Origin of the sequence: Bradyrhizobium sp. HKCCYLRH3097, from assembly GCF_051167875.1 — a bacterium.
Classification (GTDB): domain Bacteria; phylum Pseudomonadota; class Alphaproteobacteria; order Rhizobiales; family Xanthobacteraceae; genus Bradyrhizobium.
In genome coordinates, this window is sequence record NZ_JBNPTX010000012.1 from 223,441 (window position 1) to 242,512 (window position 19,072).

21 protein-coding genes and 1 pseudogene are annotated in these 19,072 nt (G+C 65.0%); 10 read left to right on the top strand and 12 right to left on the bottom strand.

Features of this window, described 5'->3' with window-relative positions; all coding sequences use genetic code 11:
- Window positions 1–47: 47 nt before the first annotated feature.
- On the bottom strand, window positions 48–1,064 hold the full coding sequence (locus ACQR0U_RS26170; RefSeq protein WP_316175351.1) for an ATP-binding protein: 1,017 nt from the start codon (window positions 1,062–1,064) through the stop codon (window positions 48–50).
- 203 nt (window positions 1,065–1,267) lie between these two features.
- Between ACQR0U_RS26170 and yajC the strand changes: the two genes are divergently transcribed.
- The 5 genes from yajC to ACQR0U_RS26195 all read left to right on the top strand — a co-directional run bounded on the left by yajC (window position 1,268) and on the right by ACQR0U_RS26195 (window position 5,625).
- On the top strand, window positions 1,268–1,636 hold the full coding sequence (gene yajC, locus ACQR0U_RS26175; protein WP_006614336.1) for a preprotein translocase subunit YajC: 369 nt from the start codon (window positions 1,268–1,270) through the stop codon (window positions 1,634–1,636).
- An 88-nt stretch (window positions 1,637–1,724) separates the two neighbouring features.
- Window positions 1,725–3,326 (top strand): protein translocase subunit SecD, encoded by a 1,602-nt coding sequence (gene secD / locus ACQR0U_RS26180; protein WP_315711724.1) that lies wholly within the window; start codon window positions 1,725–1,727, stop codon window positions 3,324–3,326.
- A gap of 8 nt (window positions 3,327–3,334) precedes the next feature.
- Window positions 3,335–4,348, top strand: a complete 1,014-nt coding sequence (secF, locus tag ACQR0U_RS26185; RefSeq protein WP_316170173.1) for a protein translocase subunit SecF — start codon at window positions 3,335–3,337, stop codon at window positions 4,346–4,348.
- A 42-nt stretch (window positions 4,349–4,390) separates the two neighbouring features.
- Complete coding sequence (locus ACQR0U_RS26190; RefSeq protein WP_434843727.1) at window positions 4,391–4,768, top strand: Mth938-like domain-containing protein; 378 nt, start codon at window positions 4,391–4,393, stop codon at window positions 4,766–4,768.
- Window positions 4,765–5,625 carry a phytoene/squalene synthase family protein gene (locus ACQR0U_RS26195; protein ID WP_316225519.1) on the top strand — a complete coding sequence of 287 codons (861 nt, stop codon included), beginning with the start codon at window positions 4,765–4,767 and terminating at the stop codon, window positions 5,623–5,625. The genes ACQR0U_RS26190 and ACQR0U_RS26195 overlap by 4 nt, the downstream gene beginning before the upstream one ends.
- 12 nt (window positions 5,626–5,637) lie before the next feature.
- Here ACQR0U_RS26195 and ACQR0U_RS26200 read toward each other — a convergent pair whose 3' ends face one another.
- The 5 genes from ACQR0U_RS26200 to ACQR0U_RS26220 all read right to left on the bottom strand — a co-directional run bounded on the left by ACQR0U_RS26200 (window position 5,638) and on the right by ACQR0U_RS26220 (window position 10,380).
- Window positions 5,638–6,330, bottom strand: coding sequence for a TauD/TfdA dioxygenase family protein (locus ACQR0U_RS26200; protein ID WP_315711730.1), 693 nt, complete (start codon window positions 6,328–6,330; stop codon window positions 5,638–5,640).
- Window positions 6,331–6,573: 243 nt separating this feature from the next.
- On the bottom strand, window positions 6,574–7,464 hold the full coding sequence (locus tag ACQR0U_RS26205) for a TauD/TfdA dioxygenase family protein (RefSeq protein WP_315751018.1): 891 nt from the start codon (window positions 7,462–7,464) through the stop codon (window positions 6,574–6,576).
- Between the two features lie 66 nt (window positions 7,465–7,530).
- A complete protein-coding gene (locus ACQR0U_RS26210; RefSeq protein ID WP_316165330.1) occupies window positions 7,531–8,631 on the bottom strand; it encodes a serine/threonine protein kinase in 1,101 nt (366 codons plus the stop codon).
- A 7-nt stretch (window positions 8,632–8,638) separates the two neighbouring features.
- Window positions 8,639–10,072, bottom strand: coding sequence for a methylenetetrahydrofolate--tRNA-(uracil(54)-C(5))-methyltransferase (FADH(2)-oxidizing) TrmFO (trmFO, locus tag ACQR0U_RS26215; protein ID WP_434843726.1), 1,434 nt, complete (start codon window positions 10,070–10,072; stop codon window positions 8,639–8,641).
- Window positions 10,073–10,227: 155 nt separating this feature from the next.
- Window positions 10,228–10,380, bottom strand: a complete 153-nt coding sequence (locus ACQR0U_RS26220; RefSeq protein ID WP_006614327.1) for a DUF1127 domain-containing protein — start codon at window positions 10,378–10,380, stop codon at window positions 10,228–10,230.
- Between the two features lie 474 nt (window positions 10,381–10,854).
- Between ACQR0U_RS26220 and ACQR0U_RS26225 the strand changes: the two genes are divergently transcribed.
- The gene (locus ACQR0U_RS26225) at window positions 10,855–11,121 is read left to right on the top strand and encodes a hypothetical protein (RefSeq protein WP_315751019.1); all 267 of its coding nucleotides are present in this window, start codon (window positions 10,855–10,857) and stop codon (window positions 11,119–11,121) included.
- Between the two features lie 70 nt (window positions 11,122–11,191).
- Here the strand turns inward: ACQR0U_RS26225 and ACQR0U_RS26230 are convergent, their stop codons facing one another.
- Both ACQR0U_RS26230 and ACQR0U_RS26235 read right to left on the bottom strand, forming a co-directional pair.
- On the bottom strand, window positions 11,192–12,013 hold the full coding sequence (locus ACQR0U_RS26230) for a lytic murein transglycosylase (protein WP_315711736.1): 822 nt from the start codon (window positions 12,011–12,013) through the stop codon (window positions 11,192–11,194).
- Window positions 12,014–12,203: 190 nt separating this feature from the next.
- Window positions 12,204–13,115: a DUF2189 domain-containing protein gene (locus ACQR0U_RS26235; protein WP_315711738.1), complete on the bottom strand. Its 912-nt coding sequence runs from the start codon at window positions 13,113–13,115 to the stop codon at window positions 12,204–12,206.
- A 401-nt stretch (window positions 13,116–13,516) separates the two neighbouring features.
- Between ACQR0U_RS26235 and ACQR0U_RS26240 the strand changes: the two genes are divergently transcribed.
- Window positions 13,517–13,924 (top strand): DUF3597 domain-containing protein, encoded by a 408-nt coding sequence (locus tag ACQR0U_RS26240; protein ID WP_315711740.1) that lies wholly within the window; start codon window positions 13,517–13,519, stop codon window positions 13,922–13,924.
- A gap of 99 nt (window positions 13,925–14,023) precedes the next feature.
- Here ACQR0U_RS26240 and ACQR0U_RS26245 read toward each other — a convergent pair whose 3' ends face one another.
- The 3 genes from ACQR0U_RS26245 to ACQR0U_RS26255 all read right to left on the bottom strand — a co-directional run bounded on the left by ACQR0U_RS26245 (window position 14,024) and on the right by ACQR0U_RS26255 (window position 15,125).
- A complete protein-coding gene (locus tag ACQR0U_RS26245; protein WP_315751025.1) occupies window positions 14,024–14,188 on the bottom strand; it encodes a DUF1127 domain-containing protein in 165 nt (54 codons plus the stop codon).
- Window positions 14,189–14,303: 115 nt separating this feature from the next.
- Window positions 14,304–14,576 carry a GNAT family N-acetyltransferase gene (locus ACQR0U_RS26250; RefSeq protein ID WP_315711742.1) on the bottom strand — a complete coding sequence of 91 codons (273 nt, stop codon included), beginning with the start codon at window positions 14,574–14,576 and terminating at the stop codon, window positions 14,304–14,306.
- Window positions 14,577–14,582: 6 nt separating this feature from the next.
- Window positions 14,583–15,125 (bottom strand): DUF3828 domain-containing protein, encoded by a 543-nt coding sequence (locus ACQR0U_RS26255; protein ID WP_434843724.1) that lies wholly within the window; start codon window positions 15,123–15,125, stop codon window positions 14,583–14,585.
- 255 nt (window positions 15,126–15,380) lie between these two features.
- Between ACQR0U_RS26255 and ACQR0U_RS26260 the strand changes: the two genes are divergently transcribed.
- The 3 genes from ACQR0U_RS26260 to ACQR0U_RS26270 all read left to right on the top strand — a co-directional run bounded on the left by ACQR0U_RS26260 (window position 15,381) and on the right by ACQR0U_RS26270 (window position 18,692).
- Window positions 15,381–16,982 carry an acyl-CoA synthetase gene (locus ACQR0U_RS26260; protein WP_434843723.1) on the top strand — a complete coding sequence of 534 codons (1,602 nt, stop codon included), beginning with the start codon at window positions 15,381–15,383 and terminating at the stop codon, window positions 16,980–16,982.
- Window positions 16,983–16,988: 6 nt separating this feature from the next.
- Window positions 16,989–17,846, top strand: coding sequence for a PCC domain-containing protein (locus tag ACQR0U_RS26265; RefSeq protein WP_315827534.1), 858 nt, complete (start codon window positions 16,989–16,991; stop codon window positions 17,844–17,846).
- Between the two features lie 75 nt (window positions 17,847–17,921).
- Window positions 17,922–18,692, top strand: coding sequence for an AAA family ATPase (locus tag ACQR0U_RS26270; RefSeq protein ID WP_315827535.1), 771 nt, complete (start codon window positions 17,922–17,924; stop codon window positions 18,690–18,692).
- A 77-nt stretch (window positions 18,693–18,769) separates the two neighbouring features.
- Here the strand turns inward: ACQR0U_RS26270 and ACQR0U_RS26275 are convergent.
- Window positions 18,770–19,072: pseudogene (locus ACQR0U_RS26275) on the bottom strand (IS481 family transposase); the annotation flags it as partial.

A 19,072-nucleotide genomic window follows, 5' to 3' on the forward strand; every position in this document is an offset into this window, starting at 1 on the left:
CGGTCGTTTGACCCCACGCAATCGTGGACGACACAGGGCCGCGCAGATTACTGCGCGGCTTTTTGCGTTGTCAGCCGCACGCCGAGGCGGCCCGCCAGATCTTGCGTGAACTGCCACGCGACGCGGCCCGAGCGCGAGCCGCGCGTCGTGGCCCATTCCAGCGCCTCGCGCTCCAACTGATCCTCGGCGACTGCAATGTCGAAATGGCTGCAATAGCCTTTGACCATCGCGAGATATTCGTCCTGGCTGCAGCGGTGGAAGCCGAGCCATAGGCCGAAACGGTCGGACAGCGAGACCTTTTCCTCGACCGCTTCGCCCGGATTGATCGCGGTGGAGCGCTCGTTCTCGATCATGTCGCGGGCCAACAGATGGCGCCGGTTCGAGGTGGCGTAGAGAATGACGTTCTCCGGGCGTCCCTCGATGCCGCCTTCGAGCACGGCTTTCAGCGATTTGTAGGACGCATCATTGCCGTCGAACGACAGGTCGTCGCAGAACACGATGAAATGGAACGGCGCGGCACGCAGGATGTCCATCAGCGCCGGCAGGCTCTCGATGTCCTCGCGGTGGATCTCGATCAGTTTCAGCCGGTCGGCCGGCTTGCGCGTGACGTTGATGCTGGCATGGGCGGCCTTCACCAGCGATGATTTGCCCATGCCGCGCGCGCCCCACAACAAGGCATTGTTGGCCGGCAGGCCGTTGGCGAAGCGCTCGGTGTTCTCGATCAGGATGTCGCGCATCCGGTCGATGCCCTTGAGCAGGTCGATCTCGACACGGCTGACGCGCGGCACCGTCGAGAGCCGGCCGTTCGGATGCCAGACGAAGGCGTCGGCCGCGGTCAGGTCCAGCGCGGGCGTGGCACCCGCATGGGTTGTCGCCAGATGCGCGGCAATTGCTTCCAGCGCACGGGCAATCCGGTCAGCCGTATCATCGGAGGCGGGGCCGGCGGGACGTTTTGCCGCGATCTTTGGTGGCTTTTGCGCTGCAGGCCGGGGGCCTTTGGCGAGCGGTCTGAGGGCGTTTTTGGCGGGGGCGCGGGACGAGGCTCTGGCTGGTTTTTTCGACATGCTGCAAGTTCCTGATGGGGCAGCCATATCGGGCCTCGCCGGCTGCCGCAAGCGGGGCGAAATGAAGGGGCGGGGCGCCTTGCTATTGGGACTGCTGCCGCTATATTCCGCGCGAAATTCGCAAGAGGCCGGCCCGCGCCGAGACAAGCGTGGTTCGCCGGCTATTCCCGTCTCACCGGGCGCTGCCCACGAGGATCGACCACATGCTGATCACCCCTGCCTATGCCCAGGCCGCCGGCGCTGGCGACACCAACAGCATGCTGATGTCGCTGCTGCCGTTCGCGCTGATCTTCGTGATCATGTATTTCCTGATCCTGCGGCCGCAGCAGAAGAAGGTCAAAGAGCACGCCGATCTCGTCAAGAACGTCCGCCGCGGCGACACCATCGTGACCCAGGGCGGCCTGGTCGGCAAGGTGACCAAGGTCGTCGACGACGATCAGGTCGAGTTCGAGATCGCCGACGGCGTGCGCGTGCGCCAGATGCGCCAGATGATCACGGGCGTCCGCACCAAGGGCGAGCCCGCGAAGGCAGACGCAAAGGACGACAAGAAGGACGAGAAAGCCGCGAGCTGATCGCCGGCCTGGCCGGTCGAACGCCGGTCTTCGCTCTTTGTGATGTTCTGATTTTCCGGGCCGGCTACGGCCCTTACGGACAACCTCCATGTTGTATTTCACGCGGTGGAAGGCGCTGGGCATCATTCTCACGGCGCTCGTCGTGTGCCTGTGCGCGGTGCCCAACTTCTTCTCCGAAGCGACGGTCAAGACCTGGCCGGCCTGGGCGCAGCGCCGGCTGGTGCTCGGCCTCGACCTGCAGGGCGGCTCCTATCTGCTGCTCGAGGTCGACTCCAACTACATCAAGAAGGAGCGGCTCGATGCCGTGCGCGACGACGTTCGCCGCACGCTGCGCGATGCCAAGATCGGCTACACCGGATTGGTGAGCCGGGGTGATGGGGTCGAGGTCCGGATCACCAAGGAAAGCGACACGGGAACCGCGATCTCCAAGCTGCGCGATCTCTCGCAGCCGCTCGGCGGGCTGCTCGGCTCCAGCGGCCAGCGCAGCCTCGAAGTCAGCGATGCCGGCGGCGGACTGGTCCGGCTGACGATCCCGCCGGCGGCCATCACCGAACGCATCCGCCAGACCATCGAGCAGTCGATGCAGATCGTCGAGCGCCGCGTCAACGAGCTCGGCACCGTCGAGCCCGTGATCCAGCGCCAGGGCAACGATCGCATCCTGGTGCAGGTGCCGGGCTTGCAGGATCCGACGCAGCTCAAGAACCTGCTCGGGCGCACGGCCAAGATGGAATTCCGGATGGTCGACACCTCGGTGCCGGCGGATCAGGCGGTGCAGGGGCGGGTGCCGCCGGATTCCGAGGTGCTCCAGAGCGCATCGCCACCCAACCAGCCCTATGTCGTGAAGAAGCAGGTGCTTGTCTCCGGCGGTGATCTCTCCGATGCGCAGACCGGCTTCGACCAGCGCACCAACGAGCCGATCGTCACCTTCCGCTTCAACTCGGCCGGCTCGCGCAAGTTTGCGCAAGCCACCACCGAGAATGTCGGGCAGCCGTTCGCCATCGTCCTCGACAACAAGGTGATCTCGGCGCCGGTCATCCGCGAGCCGATCACTGGCGGCTCGGGCCAGATCTCCGGCAATTTCACCGTGCAGTCCGCCAACGAGCTCGCGATCCTGCTGCGCGCCGGCGCGCTGCCCGCGCCGCTGACGGTCATCGAGGAGCGCACCGTCGGTCCGGGCCTCGGCGCGGACTCGATCGCCAAGGGCGAGCTCGCCTCCTATGTCGGCTCGATCCTCGTCATCGTGTTCATGCTGCTGACCTACCGGCTGTTCGGCGTGTTCGCCAACATCGCCGTGGTGGTGAACGTCGCGATGATCTTCGGCGTGCTGTCGCTGCTCAATGCCACGCTGACCTTGCCGGGCATCGCCGGCATCGTGCTGACGGTCGGCATCGCCGTGGACTCCAACGTGCTGATCTATGAGCGCATCCGCGAGGAGCTGCGCGGCGGCCGCAATGCGATCTCGGCGATCGACGCCGGCTTCAAGCGCGCATTGGCGACCATTCTCGACTCCAACATCACCACCTTCATCGCCGCCGCCGTGCTGTTCTATATCGGCACCGGCCCCGTGCGCGGCTTCGCCGTGACCTTGGGCATCGGCATCCTCACCACGGTCTTCACCGCCTTCACGCTCACCCGTCTGATCGTCGCGGGGTGGGTGCGGTGGAAGCGGCCGCAAAGCGTGCCAATCTAGGAGCTACTGTGACACACTGGGTTCTCATCGGGCTTGGCATCCTGATCGCGGTGCTGACGGTGGTCAGCGCGCTCGGCCTGCTGCCGTCGCTGCGCATCGTTCCCGACGACACGCATTTCGATTTCACACAGTTCCGCCGCATCAGCTTTCCGATTTCTGCGGCGCTGTCGATCCTCGCGATCGTGCTGTTCTTCACCCATGGCTTGAACCTCGGCATCGATTTCCGCGGCGGCACCTTGCTCGAGGTGCGGGCCAAGTCCGGCACCGCCGACATTGCGGGGATGCGCGCGACGCTGGCGACCCTCGGTCTGGGCGAGGTGCAGCTGCAGCAGTTCGGCACTGCGGCCGATGCATCGGTTCTGATCCGAATTGCCGAACAGCCGGGCGGCGACGCCGCGCAGCAGGAGGCCGCGAACAAGGTGAAGGCGGCGATCGGCGATTCCGTAGAGTATCGCCGGGTCGAGGTGGTGGGGCCGCGCGTTTCCGGCGAGTTCCTGGCCGTCGGCATGCTCGGCCTGATGCTCGCGATCATCTCGATCCTGATCTATCTCTGGTTCCGGTTCGAATGGCAGTTTGCGCTCGGTGCCATGATCGCCAACGTCCACGACATCGTGCTGACGATCGGCTTCATGTCGATCAGCCAGGTCGATTTCGACCTCACCAGCATCGCGGCGCTGCTGACCATTCTCGGCTATTCGCTCAACGACACCGTCGTCATCTACGACCGTATCCGCGAGATGCTGCGGCGCTACAAGAAGATGCCGATGCCGCAGCTGCTCAACGAATCGATCAACTCGACCTTGTCGCGCTCGATCATCACGCACGTCACGGTGACCCTGGCGCTGCTGGCATTGCTCTTGTTCGGCGGCCCGGCGATCCACAGCTTCACCGCGGTGATGATGTTCGGCGTGGTGCTGGTCGGCACCTACACCTCGATCTTCATCGCCGCGCCGATCCTGATCTATCTCGGCGTCGGAACCGTTCGGGGTGATCAGATCGACGAGCCGAAAAAGAAGCCCTGATCAGCCGTTGGACCCGGATCGGGGTTGAGATGTTGGTCTCGCATGGCAACTGACGCCCCGCATTTCCCGCGGTCCGCGCCGATCGACGGTTATGGCAAAGGCGGCTTCGCCTTTGCCGGCATGTCGCATCGCGGCTCGCTGCTGTGCCTGCCCGACTCGATCTGGGCCTGGGACGTCATCCAGCCCAGCCAGATCGACCGCTATTCGTTGCAGCACGTTCTTGATGCGGCGAACGGGATCGACACGCTCATCATCGGCACCGGAAACGAAGTCTGGATCGCGCCGGCACCGCTGCGCGCGGCCCTGCGTGGCGTGAACGTCGTGCTCGATGCGATGCAGACCGGCCCCGCGATTCGCACCTACAACGTCATGATCGGCGAGCGGCGCCGGGTTGCGGCAGCGCTCATCGCCGTCCCATGAGCGAGACGACCGCCAACAGCGACGCCGCGTTCTGTGCAGGCCTTGTCCGCGAGCACGATTTCGACCGCTACGCCTCGACGCTGTTCATGTCGCCCGAGCCCCGGCGTGCGCTATTGTCGCTGTACGCATTCAACGTCGAAGTCAGCCGCATTCGAGATCTCGTGTCGCAGCCGCTGCCGGGCGAAGTCCGCCTGCAGTGGTGGCACGACACGCTGACGGGTCACGAACATGGCGGCGCGGAGGGAAATCCCGTTGCGGCCGAATTGCTGCTCACCGTGCAGCGCTTCGCGCTTCCGGTCGAGCGGCTGACGCGCCTGGTCGATGAGCATCAATTCGATCTCTACAACGATCCGATGCCGACGATGGCGGCGCTGGACGGCTATCTCGGCGACACGCGTGGCGCGCTGTTCGCGCTGGCCGCGCAGATCATTGCGCCGCCGTTTGCGGACGCCGATCATCTCGCGCACCATGCCGGCATCGCGCAAGGGTTGCTCCAGGTGATCGCGGCGCTGCCGCGCGATGCGGCCCACCGGCAGCTCTATGTCCCGCTCGATCTTCTCGCGCGGCATGGCGTCGGCCAGGAGGAGATGTTCTCCGGCAAGGCGTCGCCGGCGATCCAGGAGGTGATCATGGACCTGCGCGGGCAGGCCCGGCAGCATCTCGATCACACCCTCGAGCTGGCGCGTCAGGCGCCACCGGCCGTGCGGCCGGTTCTGCTGCCGCTCGCGCTGGTCCGGCGCGACCTCGCGCGGGCCGGACCCCGCGACGATCCGTTTCAGCCGCGCTCCCGCTCGCGCCTCGCGACGCTGTGGACGCTGTGGCGGGCTGCGGGGACGACGAGTTTTCGCGCGCGCTGACCCGTCGCGGGCTCAGGCCGAGGGCATCGTGCTCCAGAGCGGCGGGCTGTGCAGGAGTCTCGGCATGTCCGGCGGCTCGTGCCGGTGGATCGTGCAGCGGGTGTCCCAGACGACGAGATCACCCGGTCGGCAGGTGTGGGTCCAACTGAACTCGGGCCGTTCGGCAAGCTGCCAGAGATCGTCGAGCAGCGCGTCGGATTCGTCCTGCTCGAGGCCGACGACATAGGAATGGCGACGCTGCCCCAGCGCGAGCATCGAGCGGCCGGTATCGATATGATTGCCGACCAGCGGATGCACCGGGCCTGCGATGACGGTGCGACGGCCATCATCGGCGGTGTCGGTCGCGAGATGACGAACCTTCAGATGAGCGACGCGGCTGCGCAGCGCCGGTGAGAGCGCGTCATAAGCGGCGTAGAGGCTGCAGAATGACAGTCTGTCGCCCAGCAAGCCCCCGGGGGAGGTGTAAAATAGATCCGCGTGACCGAAGCGACGGCTGAAGGCCGCGATGTCACGTTCACCAAGCCGCTGGCCGCGCACCAGCAGGACCTGATGCTTGAGCAGCGCGCGCATGAACGAGGCGAACGCCCAATCGTCGAAGGATCCGAGATCGACATTGCAGACCTCGGCACCGAGCGTCTTTCCCGTCGGGATGACCTGGATGAGGCTGCTTTCGGCGCTTCGAGCAACGTTGCTTCTGAGACTCACTTGCGTCATCTCCCAAGTTTCACCAGCGCCTGCAAATCAACCATCGTAATTTGTCGGGGGTGTTTCGGCTCGGAGGCAATTCGCGGAAGGATCGCGGCACGATCTGCCGATTGTCGGCACACTCTGCCGCTCTGAGTCGGAAGTTGGACGCTTCAAGGCGATGCGCGAGGAAATATCCAGCAACCTGCAACTCATTCGCAGGCAATCTGGCGCTTGATCGTGCTGATCCCGCGCGCAAGCGAATCAGTGTGGACGATCTGTTCCCTTGATCTGGGTCCGATGCATGATTCGCCGCGCATGATCATCGAACGGATCGCGCCGATGCATGGTGCAGCGATTGTCCCAGATGACGAGATCTCCGACCTTCCAGACATGCTCCCAGGAGAATTCCGGACGGGCAACATAGGCCCACAACGCGTCGAGCAATGCTTCCGACTCGGCGAGCTCGAGGCCGACCAGATAGGCATTGCGCCGGCGGCCGAGATAAAGCATCCGCAGGCCGGAATCGGGATGCGTGCAGACCAGCGGATGGATCGCGCCCGGCGATGTGCGCGGATCATCGGTCGGCGTTACGCCCTGTCGGACGAAGCCGCCGCTGTTGTAGGTGCCGTCGTGCTTGATCTTCAGATCTGCGACGCGGCGCTTCAGTTCAGGAGGAAGCGCGTCGTACACGGCATACATGCTGCAGAACGACGTGTTGCCGCCGACGGGGGGAATTTCCAGCGCGTAGAGCGCGCTCGCGATCGGCGGCGTGTCGAGATACGACATGTCCGTATGCCACACCGCTTCGCCCGCGCCGAGGCTGCCGATCGCCTCGCCATTCACCTTCACGTTCGAGACGATATAGATTTCGGGTAGACCGTCGACGAAGCGGCGCCCGTTCTCCTGCACCGGCGCCCAGTCGAGATCACCGAAGCGGCGGCTGAAGGCGATCAAGTCCTGGTCCGTCAGACCCTGGCCGCGCACCAGCAAAACGGAGTGCGTGTGAAAGGCACGGAGCAGGGAGCTGAAGCCCGCATCGTCCAGATGCTTGAGATCGACATGTCGAATCTCGGCACCGAGTTGCCGGCCGGTCGGGATGATCTCGATGTTCGACGACCGAGACGTTGTGGCCGCGCGGGTTTCGACGTTCATTGCCAATCCTCCCAAACGACATTGCAACCAAAGGATACAATGGTCGGTCCGCGAAGTCTCGTCCGCTCAGGCCGAAGGCAGGTTCAGGTCCGCCTCGAAATTGAACCGGTCGCGCAGGTTCTTGCGCGAGTCCAGGATGTCCTTGAGGAAAGCGCGATCGCTGTCGCTCGTGAGCATCGGTTCGATCAGGTCGATCTGGTTCATCGCGACCAGCTGCAACAGTTCAGTGCGTGGCCTGCCGCTGGCGTCGCGCGGCAGGGCATGCACGACCTGGATATGCTCCGGCGGCTTCGGGCCCTTGGCTGAAGCAAGCTCGTTTTGCAGCTGAGTTTCAAGCGTCGGCTGCTCTCCCTCGACGAACGCATAGAGCCCGACGCCGGTCCGGCGGTCTGCGAAGGCAACGATCGCCGCGTCGCGCACGGCCGGGTTCTTCCGGATCATGTCCATCAGCACCGGCGCATCGTTGACCAGGCGTCGTCCGCCACCCTCGCGGTCGGTGAAATTGAAGATGCCGCGCGTGATGGCGCGATACACCTTCTTGCCGGTCATCAGCCAGACGCGCGCGAACAGCGATTTGCGTGCCAGGATCTTGCGCTCCTTCGGCGTCAGCGCCTCGGGCGCGTAACTCCGCTTATGCTTGAGCAGATGACGCAGGTCCTCATAGGCCGCGATCCGGAACAGCCGGCTGCGGCTCTCGAAGCAGGCGGCCAACTGGAAATCGGTGACATAGCAATGGCCGTCGTGACCGACGAGCCAATTCTGCTCCTTGGCGAGATCGTTGTGCGTGATTCCGGCGCGATGCAGCCGGCGCATCATCCGCTTGGCCGAGCGGAAATAGGCGACGTTGCCGTGCGGCTTGGCCAGGTGCAGCGCCACGCCATTGATGAAGCCGCGGACCAGCGCGCGATCCCCAGCCCATAGCAGATCAGGGCCGGCGTTGAGCCCCTTGGCGCGCATCAGCGCCTTGCGCTCGCGCGCGAACAAATGCCGCGCCAGCACGAACGACCACCACGGCACCTCATCGAGCCGGCGCAGCACGGCGTCGACGTCACCGGCCTCGCTCTTGAAGCGGCCGCGCTCGACGGTCGAGAACACGTCGCGCTTGAGCAGAACGCCTTCGCTCCAGCGCGCCGCCAGCACGGCGAAATCAGTCTTCGGCAAACTCATGGGGCTCTCACGCAGCGGCCGCGACGGGCAGGTGCTCGGCGATCCAGCGGTCGAGGTCGGCCAGCGCGCGGGCGCTCATCGCCTGCTTCTTCGCCACTGTCTTCTCGTTGCCCTTCAGCCGCGTGCCGTCCGGCTTGCGGGTCGGGGTTGTCGCCAGCGGCGGGAACAGACCGAAATTGATGTTCATGGGCTGGAACGAGCGCGTCGCACCGTCGATCGTCTCGATGTGGCCGCCGGTGATATGGCCGAGCAGGGCACCGAGCGCCGTGGTTGGTGGTGGCGGCAGCAGATTGGCGCCACGCACCTCGGCGGCGGCGTAGAGGCCGGCGATCAGGCCGATGCTCGCTGATTCCACATACCCCTCGCATCCCGTCATCTGGCCGGCAAAGCGCAGCCGTGGCTGGACGCGCAGGCGGAGCTGCGCATCGAGCAGCTTCGGCGAGTTGAGGAAGGTGTTGCGATGCAGGCCGCCGAGCCGCGCGAACTCCGCGTTCTCCAGCCCGGGAATGGTGCGGAAGATCTGCTGCTGCGGGCCGTATTTCAGCTTCGTCTGGAATCCGACCATGTTGTAGAGCGTGCCGAGCTTGTTGTCCTGGCGCAGCTGCACGATCGCGTAGGGCTTGACCGTCGGATTGTGCGGATTGGTCAGGCCGACCGGCTTCATCGGGCCGTGACGGAGCGTCTCGTGGCCGCGTTCGGCCATCACTTCGACCGGCAGGCAGCCGTCGAAATAGGGCGTGTTGGTCTCCCACTCCTTGAAGTCGGTCTTCTCGCCGGCGAGCAGCGCCGCGACGAAGGCGTCGTACTGCTCCTTCGTCATCGGACAGTTGATGTAGTCAGCACCCGTGCCGCCCGGACCGACCTTGTCGTAACGCGACTGGAACCACGCCTTGGTCATGTCGATCGTGTCCTTGTGCACGATCGGCGCAATGGCGTCGAAGAAAGCAAGTGCCGTCTCGTCGGTCAGGTCACGGATGGCCTCGGCGAGCGGCTGCGAGGTGAGGGGACCGGTGGCGACAATGACGCGATCCCACTCCGCCGGCGGCAAGCCGGTAACTTCGCCGCGGCGCAGCGCGATACGTGGATGCCCTTCGAGAGCCGCTGTGACGGCCGCCGAGAAGCCGTCGCGGTCGACGGCCAATGCGCCACCGGCCGGAACCTGATTGGCGTCGGCAGCGCGCATGATCAGCGAGCCCAGCCGGCGCATCTCGGCATGCAGCAGGCCGACGGCGTTGTTGGCCGCATCGTCGGAGCGGAAAGAGTTCGAGCACACCAGTTCGGCCGGGGTGGCGGTTCGGTGCGCCTCGGTCATGCGGTTCGGCCGCATCTCGTGCAGCACCACATCGACTCCAGCCTCGGCGAGCTGCCAAGCGGCTTCAGAGCCGGCGAGGCCGGCACCGACAACGTGGACGGTATTCGAAGGTGATTTGGAGCCTGTCATGCGCGGGACAGGTAGCGCTTTTCCCGAGCGCTGCAAATGCGCCAATGAGGCTCGGCGCGAGAAAGCGGGCGCATGTGTTTCGCTGCGCCAGGCCTAGATGCGGCAACGCCCGCAGCGAGGCGGGCGATGTCCGGTAGATATCGGAAGAAGGCCGATCAGCCGTTGTAGTGACCGGCGGCAACGCGCGGGATGTCCGAGCGATCGAGACCGATGTCGGCGAGTTCGCGATCGCTGAGCTGCGACAGCTCGGCAACGTTGCGCTGATACTCACGGAACGCCTGAACCATGCGGATGAGCGAGAGCAACATGAGAAATCTCCTTTAGTTCACGATTCAGTTCTTCGTTGGGAACCTCATCGTTGAAATGAACATAGAAGAGGTTGTTGCGATGCGGAAGCGTTGATGTTGCGATGCAGCTAAACCTCCGGCGCATAGCTTGGGTAACGCTTGAGTAAGAATCGGGCAGCGGATCAGAGGGGCGGATCTGTCGGAAACCTCCGTAATCATGCTGTTTTTCAATCGTTCGTTTGAAAAGCCCGATCGATTGGCTGTCACTGCGGCTATGAAGCCGTTAGGCGTTGAGCATCTCGCGAGCCCCGACGAAGTGCATGGGTCGATCGGCGTGAATATTTATTCACTCTTTGATGTCGCGACGGTGAACCGATATCCACGATCACGCGCGGCTCGCAGTGATTTCATTTCGCGAGAATATCCAGGTGGTGCGACAAATTGTCGCAGCGTCCGGCAATGATGCCTGCGCCGTCGCACCAGCGAGGAAAAACAATGAACAGCAAACTGTTGGGGGCCGCGCTCGTCATCGCGGCGATGACCACGTTCGGTCCGGCTCAGGCGGCGCGGATGCACGGCGCCGGCTGCAGCGGGGCCAACCTGGAGAAGACTGAGACGGCGATCGAGGCAATGGCTGATGGCGACGCCAGATACACGGCGCAGCGAGAGATCGCGGCGGCCCAGGATGCGCTGCTGAGCGGCAAGATGGGCGCCTGCAGCGTTCATCTGACGAAAGCGATGCAGGCCGGGATGATCAAGTAGCGCGTCAGTCGTTCGCGTCGTTGAACCAAGGGCCGATCGCGTCACCGCGATCGGCCTTTTTCCGGGCAGGCTATGGCGCCCGCGCCAGCTGCGTTGCGAAGGTCGCGATCGTCCGCGCATAGACCTCGCTCTTGTTCCACTGCTGGATGACCGCAAAATTCGGGCCGCCGGGCTCCCAGTCCTTGCCCTTCTGCCAGCCATAACCCTTCAAATAGTTCGCCGTGGAGGCGAGAACGTCAGGCGCGCTGCGGATCAGGTCGCGCCGGCCATTGCCGTCGAAATCGACGGCATATTTGATCCAGGACGACGGCATGAACTGGGTCTGTCCGATCTCGCCGGCCCAGGCGCCGCGCATCTCGGCCGGCTGGAGATCGCCGCGGTCGACGATCCGCAGCGCATCCAGCAACTCGCCGCGAAACTGCTCGGCGCGGCGGCAGTCATAGGCCAAGGTCGCGAGCGCACGGATGGTCGGGAACTTGCCGACATTGACGCCGAAATCGGTCTCGAGGCCCCAGATCGCGACCAGCACCTCGCCGGGCACGCCGTAGCTCTGCTCGATCCGCGACAGCACCGAGCCGTATTGCTTCAGCATGTTGGAGCCGCGGGTCAGGCGCGGCGGCACCATGCGCCCGGAGAACTCCTCGAAGGTCTGGCTGAACACCTTCTGACCGCGGTCGCGGTTCAGCACGCTTTGGTCCGGCGTCACGCCCGTCAGCGCCGCATTGATCGTGTTTTGCGAGATGCCCTTGGCCGCAGCCTCGGTCTTGAACTCGGCGAGCCAGCCGTCGAAATTGCCGTTGCCGCAAGGTACCGCGGCGTGCGCTGGCGCTGACAGGGGGGTAAGGGCAGCGAGACAGGCAAGAGCGGACACGGCGAGAACGCGAGCAATCATCGAAACACCTGGACGGCAATGGATTCAAAAAGCGTTGCTGGGCGTGCTCCATGTCGGGCGTAACCGCGGCAGCAGCAAGGCCTTTCGATCACATTGGCGTCGGATTTCGTGAGCGCCGCCACACTCTGCGGCCGCTCGACGCGACCGCCGGCCCGGAGGCCGGCGGCAGTGAAAACTCATCGCTGCGTCCTCACATCTGGTCACGCGAGCGCCATGGGAACAGGTTCGCCGGGAAATCGGCCGCGGGCTTGGAGCTGCGGGGGACCGGCGGCACGATCCGGGCGGCGTCGGGGTGGATCGCGATGGCCTCACGGTAGAGATGCCAGGTGGCGTGGCCGAGCACCGGGATCACGACGGCGAGACCGAGGAAGAACGGGATCGTGCCGGCCACCAGAAGCACTGCGACGATGAGGCCCCAGGCCGCAACCGGAACTGGGTTCTTGGCCGCCACGCGGAGCGAGGTGACGACCGCTTCGAGCGCGCCGGCGTGACGGTCGAGCATCAAGGGGAAGGACACGATGCTGAGGCACAGCGCCAGCAACGCGAACAGGAAGCCTGCGCCACAGCCGACCGCGATCAGCCACCAGCCTTGCGGCGTGGTGAAGACCCGCTGCAGGAAATCGCTGACACCGGTCGCGCCGCCATAGCCGAACACTGCGACGTAGATCGCCTGCGCGGTCGCGACCCAGGTGACGAACAGCGCGAACAGCAGCGTGCCCAGTCCGAGCATCGAGCCGAACGACGGCGACCGCAGCACCTCCAGGGCATCCCAGGCACTGGTGTCCTCGCCGCGGTCTCGGCGGCTGCTGAGCTCATAGAGACCGAGCGCGGCGAACGGGCCGAGCAGGGCGAAGCCGGCCGCCAGCGGAAACAACAGCGGCACCACCGCATAGCCGAACACTGCGCGCGCCAGCACCAGGCCGAGAACGGGATAGATCGCACATAGCATCACGGCGTGACTCGGCACCGCCTTGAAGTCATCCCAGCCGAGCCGCAGCGCACGCATCAGGCTCGACATGTCGATCGTACGAATCGTCAGCTCAGCCGCGACCTCGTCTGCCGCCCGAACGTGGGAGGCAGCATTGCTATGGTAGGTAGCCATCGTCGTGTGCTCCCTCAACTTGCGCAGGGCGCTTCCCAACCACGCAGGCGGGCTGCGCTTCTCGTTGGAACAAATTCGCGGATGGCCAGACGCGACGAACCTCGGGCGGCCATTCGCGAACGGAAGTCATCAGGATAGTGGCAAAACAGGCTGCGCCTACTCACGCCTCGGTGAGGGCTGTGAATGTCGCAGTGCATTGGCCTGGGACGCCCACGCAGAAGCTGGAGCATGGTCCAATAAAGTCGTTCCGCCGTCATTCCGCCTTGGGTAAGCTTCACATTCGTCGCCGTGTTCGCGTTTGGCAGGCCACGGCGGTGGCGGAGCGGCTCCGACGGGCGTCTCCGCAACGGAACACCGCCGGCCGAGTTCTTCTTACGATCACCATCCATTGGGAGCCATTGATGAGCATTTTCGGAAAGATCATGGGCGCGATTTTCGGCCATCATGCCGAGGCGGCACCGGCCGGCGGCAGCACGCCCGCCGCGGGCGGTGCCGCGCCGGCAGGCGGCGCGGCTGCGTCCCCGACGGCGGCCCCGGCTGCTGCGCCGCAAAATGTCGATGTGGCTGCGATCGTCGACAAGGCGGCGGCTGCCAAGCACGAGAAGTTGGAGTGGCGAACCTCGATCGTCGACCTGATGAAGGCACTCGATATCGATTCGAGCCTCGCTGCGCGCAAGGAGCTCGCCAAGGAGCTCGGCTATAGCGGCGACACCAACGACTCCGCCAGCATGAACGTGTGGCTGCACAAGCAGGTGATGAGCAAGCTCGCCGCCAATGGCGGCAAACTGCCGCCGGAGATCAAGCACTGAGCGTGCGCCGCTCACGGCAAGAACAAGAAGCGAAAGGCCCGCCATCGTGCGGGCCTTTGTCGTCTTGGATCGCGTCTGGCGTGAGGCTGTGCCAGCGCCTCAGACGTGCACGAAGCCGGCGCGTTCCCAGGCCTCCGCATGTAGCTGGTCGCGGTCGAAGCCGATGTCGCGCAGCGTGCGCTCGTCGAGCTGGTCGAGATAGGCGAGCTGCGTGCGGTAGTGAACGTAACGCTTGAGAACGTCGAAAATGGCTGTGATGAACATGTGCCTCTCCCCATGGGTCTGGTTGCTTGCTCGGCGGGGGATTGCTGATCCATCCAGGTAGCCATTGCGTTAAGGCGCGCCGTCCAATCGTCTCGCCCGGTAATTCCACGGCCCATCAGGCCATGATGTCCCGATTCTCCGGATGGTCTCGGAGGTAGTCGGCGACGAAGCTGCAGCCCGCGATGACCTTGCGGCCGTCGGCGCGGATCAGCGCGAGGGCACCTTCCACGAGCTGCGAACCGATGCCGCGGCCTCGCAGCGGTAGCGGGGTCTCGGTGTGGGTGATGATCACCCCCTGCGGCGTGGCCCGGTAATTGGCAAACGCGACGTGGCCGTTGATGTCGAGCTCGAAGCGGCTCCCGGCCTTGTTGTCACGGACATCAGTCATGCGCCTCTACTTTCGTTTAGGTTTCTCGGTGATCTTGAGGAACTCCGCCAGCAGTGCACGGATCGACCATGGCTTGCCATCGACCGCCCCCCGGATGTCGTCGATCTTCCATTGGCCCGCTTCGCGCACGAGGTCGTAACGGATGATGTCGTCGGCCTGTTCCTTGCGCTCGGTCCGGTGGCCGCGAATACTGACCGCGACGGTTGCCTTGTCGCCGTCCTGCATTTCCGACGTCACCTTGAACGAGGCGACATCGGGATCCTGCGAATTCGTGACGGGATCGAAATCGATCGCCCCGACCTCGCCCTTGGGCGTGCGGGCGTCCATCTTCGCCCATTGGGCGGCCAGCGACTTCGACAGATATTTCGCGCGCGCTACCTTGTCCTCGATGACGAAGGTGCCGCCATCCTCCCCCTTGCCCTTGGCGACGCGGGTGTAGATCGCAGTCATGATGCCGACAGGCTCGCTGGAAGCAGGCGCCTGCGCGTGCAGCGGAGAAGCGGCGAGCACGCCAGCGAGGCCGAGAAGCAGGAAGCGACGATCGATCATGGTTGTCCTCAAATCAGATTCGGCGCGCGGTGATATGAAGAAATGCGCGGCCGGCCACGGTTTGTCGCGCGGCATCCGCATCCGTTCGAAACACGCCACCGCATGGGTGCGATGGGGAGGCCGGCCTTGCGAGGGTGAGCAGGACCGGGATAAACAGGCCCAAAGGTATCGGGCGGCTGAGATCGCCTGAAGGATCGATCGAGGGGACGCTTCCATGGCTCTGTTCGTCAGCTGCAGCGGTGCGAGAGGTTGTCGATGACACCGGCACCCCTGCGCATGTCCCGCCGGGTGATGAACCTCGCGCATATCGTCACGCAAAATGGCCGCCGGCTTGGCGACCGCGTCGGCTTCGTCTGGGGCGAGAGGTCGTGGACCTGGCGCGAAGTCGACGCGATGGTCTCGGCGCTCGCGGCGGCGCTGGCCGAGCAGGGGATCGCCAAGGGCGATCGCATTCTGGTGCACTCCAAGAACTGCGAGGAGATGTTCGTCTCGATGTTCGCCGCGTTCCGGCTCGGCGCGGTCTGGGTGCCAACCAATTTCCGACTGATGCCGGACGAGGTCGCCTATCTCGCGACCGCCTCGGGCGCGAAGGCGTTTCTCTGCCACGGCGACTTTCCGGATCATGCTGCCGCGGTGACGACTGCTGACTTCACCTGGCGCATCGGTGAAGGCGGCAGCTTCGGCGCGGGGACCGTGGCCGACGCAATGAAGGCGCATGTCGGCGCACACGTCGCGAACGCGGCCGTCGAGCATGACGATCCCTGCTGGTTCTTCTTCACCTCCGGCACGACCGGACGCTCCAAGGCGGCGGTGCTGACGCATGGCCAGATGGCGTTCGTCATCACCAATCATCTCGCGGATCTGACGCCGGGCACGACCGAGCACGACGCGTCTCTCGTCGTGGCGCCGCTGTCGCACGGCGCCGGCGTGCACCAGCTGATGCAGAGCGCGCGCGGCGCCAAGACCGTGCTGCTGCCGAGCGAGAAGTTCGACATCACCGAAGCCTTCCGCCTGATCGAGATGCATCGCGTCAGCAACCTGTTCACGGTCCCGACCATCCTGAAGATGATGGTCGAGCATCCCGCGGTCGACCAGTTCGATCACTCCTCGCTGCGCCACGTGATCTATGCCGGCGCGCCGATGTATCGCGAGGACCAGAAGCGCGCGCTGGCGCGGCTCGGCAAGGTGATCGTGCAGTATTTCGGCCTCGGCGAGGTCACCGGCAACATCACGGTGTTGCCGGCCGCGGCGCACGAGGAAGAGGATGGACCGGAGGCGCGGATCGGCACCTGCGGCTATGAGCGCACGGGCATGCAGGTCTCGATCCAGGACGATCAGGGACGCGAGCTGAAGCCGGGCGAGACCGGCGAGATCTGCGTCATCGGTCCGGCCGTGTTCGCGGGCTACTACGACAATCCCGACGCCAATGCGAAGGCGTTTCGCGACGGCTGGTTTCGCACCGGCGATCTCGGCCACATGGATGCGCAGGGCTTCGTCTACATCACCGGCCGCGCCTCGGACATGTACATCTCCGGTGGCTCCAACATCTATCCGCGCGAAGTCGAGGAAAAGATCCTGACGCATCCCGACATCGGCGAGGTCGCGGTGCTCGGCGTGCCCGATCCGGTGTGGGGCGAGGTCGGTGTTGCCGTCTGCGTGGCGCGCGAAGGTGCGGCCGCGCCGAGCGAGAGCGCGATCGCCGGCTATCTCGCCACCAAGCTGCCGCGCTACAAGATGCCGAAGCGCTTCTTCTTCTGGGACGCGTTGCCCAAATCGGGCTATGGCAAGATTCCGAAGCGTCTGGTGCGCGACGAGCTCGAGGCGCGCGGCCTGCTCGATCTCACCAGGCAGGGCTGACGCGTGATGCGATCCATCACCCAGCCCGGTGCGCCCGTCGCGGATCGCATCCAGTGGGTCGAGGCCCGCGGCCGCGTGTTCACCTTCACCATGGAGCAGGGGTTGCCGCTCTTGGACGCCGCGCGCCGCGGCTTTGCGGCCAATGGCTTTGCCGGCGGTGTGCTCGATATCAAAGGCGGTGCGCTCGGACCGTTCGCCTATGTGATGCCGGCGCTGTCGAAGACGGCGGATCATGCCGCGTTCTACAGCGACACCTATCGTCCCGCCGGTGTGACGCGCCTGTCGACGGGGACGATGACCCTCGGCGTGCGCGACGGCGCGCCATTCTTCCATTGCCACGCGCTGTGGATGGAGGAGGGGAGCCGCAACGGCGGCGGGCACATCCTGCCGGAGGAGACCATCGTCGCCGAGCCGTTCGAGGTCGACGCCTTCGGGCTCGACGGCGCGATCTTCACGGCAGAGCCGGACGTCGAGACCGGCTTCAAGCTGTTCGGGCCGGTAGCGGCCGCACCAAGCGGCGCCACGACGGACTGCCGCGCCTTCGCGCTCCGGCTGCGGCCGAACCAGGATTTCGCCGGTTGCCTGGAAGCGTTCTGCCGGGCGCAGGGGATCAGCAAGGCCCGCATTCGCGGCGGCGTCGGCTCGACCATCGGGGCGCGCTTCGAGGACGGCGTCGTCGTCGAGCCGTTCGCGACGGAGCTGACCATCACCGCCGGCGCGATCGCGCCGGGCGACGACGGCCTTGAAGCCACTGTTGACGTCGCGCTGGTCGACTACACCGGCGCGCTCGCGCGGGGGCGCCTCGTCCGCGGCGACAATCCGGTGCTGATGACGATGGAGCTGGTGCTGGAGGTCGTGGCGTAGCCCGCGTGGGCCGGTGGCCGATGCGGGCGCGATGTGCGAGATTGCCGGTGATGTCACCGAGGTTGTGAAGGCGTCATGGCGAGGAAGCAACGCGAGATCCGGCTGCCGGCCCCTTATCTGAAGCGGCTGTGGCTCGATCCGGCGAAGATCTCCGATCGCGCGGCCTATCCGTTTTGCCTGCCGTTCCTGCAGGACGCGTTCGAGCTCAGCTTCACCAACGCCATCACCATCATCGTCGGCGAGAACGGCACCGGCAAATCGACCCTGCTCGAAGGCATTGCCGCGCTGGCGGGCTACGACGAAGCTGGCGGCGGCAAGGGTTACATGCCGGTCGACCATGGGCGTGCGATCGAGCGTATGGGCGGCGCACTCGCCGCCGCGCTGCGCGCGAGTTGGTTGCCGAAGATCACGCAAGGCTGGTTCTTCCGCGCCGAGAGCTTCTTTTCGGTGGCGCGCTATCTCGATCAGGCCGCACTGGACGATCCGTTCGGCGGGCCGCCGCCCGACTTCCTGTCCCATTCGCATGGCGAGGGGTTCCTGCGCTTCTTCGAGGAGCGCTGCCAGCGCCAGGGCATCTACATTTTCGACGAGCCGGAATCGGCACTGTCGCCGGCGCGCCAGATCGAGTTCCTGAAGCTGATGCGGCGCATGGATGACTCCAGCCATTGCCAGGTGCTGATGGCGACGCATTCGCCGGTCCTGATGGCCTATCCCGGCGCGACCCTGTTGCGGCTGACCAAATACGGCCTTGAGAAGGTCGCGGTGCAGGATACGGATCATTTCAAGGCGATGCGTGAGTTCTGCGCCGACCCCGACGGCTTCGTGCAGGCGGTGCTGGCGGAGTGAGGCCGGGATGATAGGCGAGCAGAGCGAAGCCTGCTCGGCCGTCATTGCGAGCGAAGTGTTCAGCCCGGAGACATAGCTTACACCTGTTCGGGGACATAGTTGACAGTTTTGGGGTCGCGCAGATCAATCGCTGCGATCTGATGTGCGGCAAAGAAAATTCCGAACTTTCCGTCGGCACTGAGTGGCCGGATAGCCAGCCGCTCACCTCGGAAGGCTTGCGGGACTTTCCAGAGCCGCCCCTCGAAACTGACGTAGGCCTTCGTGCTCGACACGGAACGGATGCTCTCACCCTCGTCGTATTCGACGATCGGAAGCCGGTCGGGCATCGCACGTTGGCTCGGTTGATAGCGGCTTGCCGGCACGTCGAAGTTCAAGGCCTC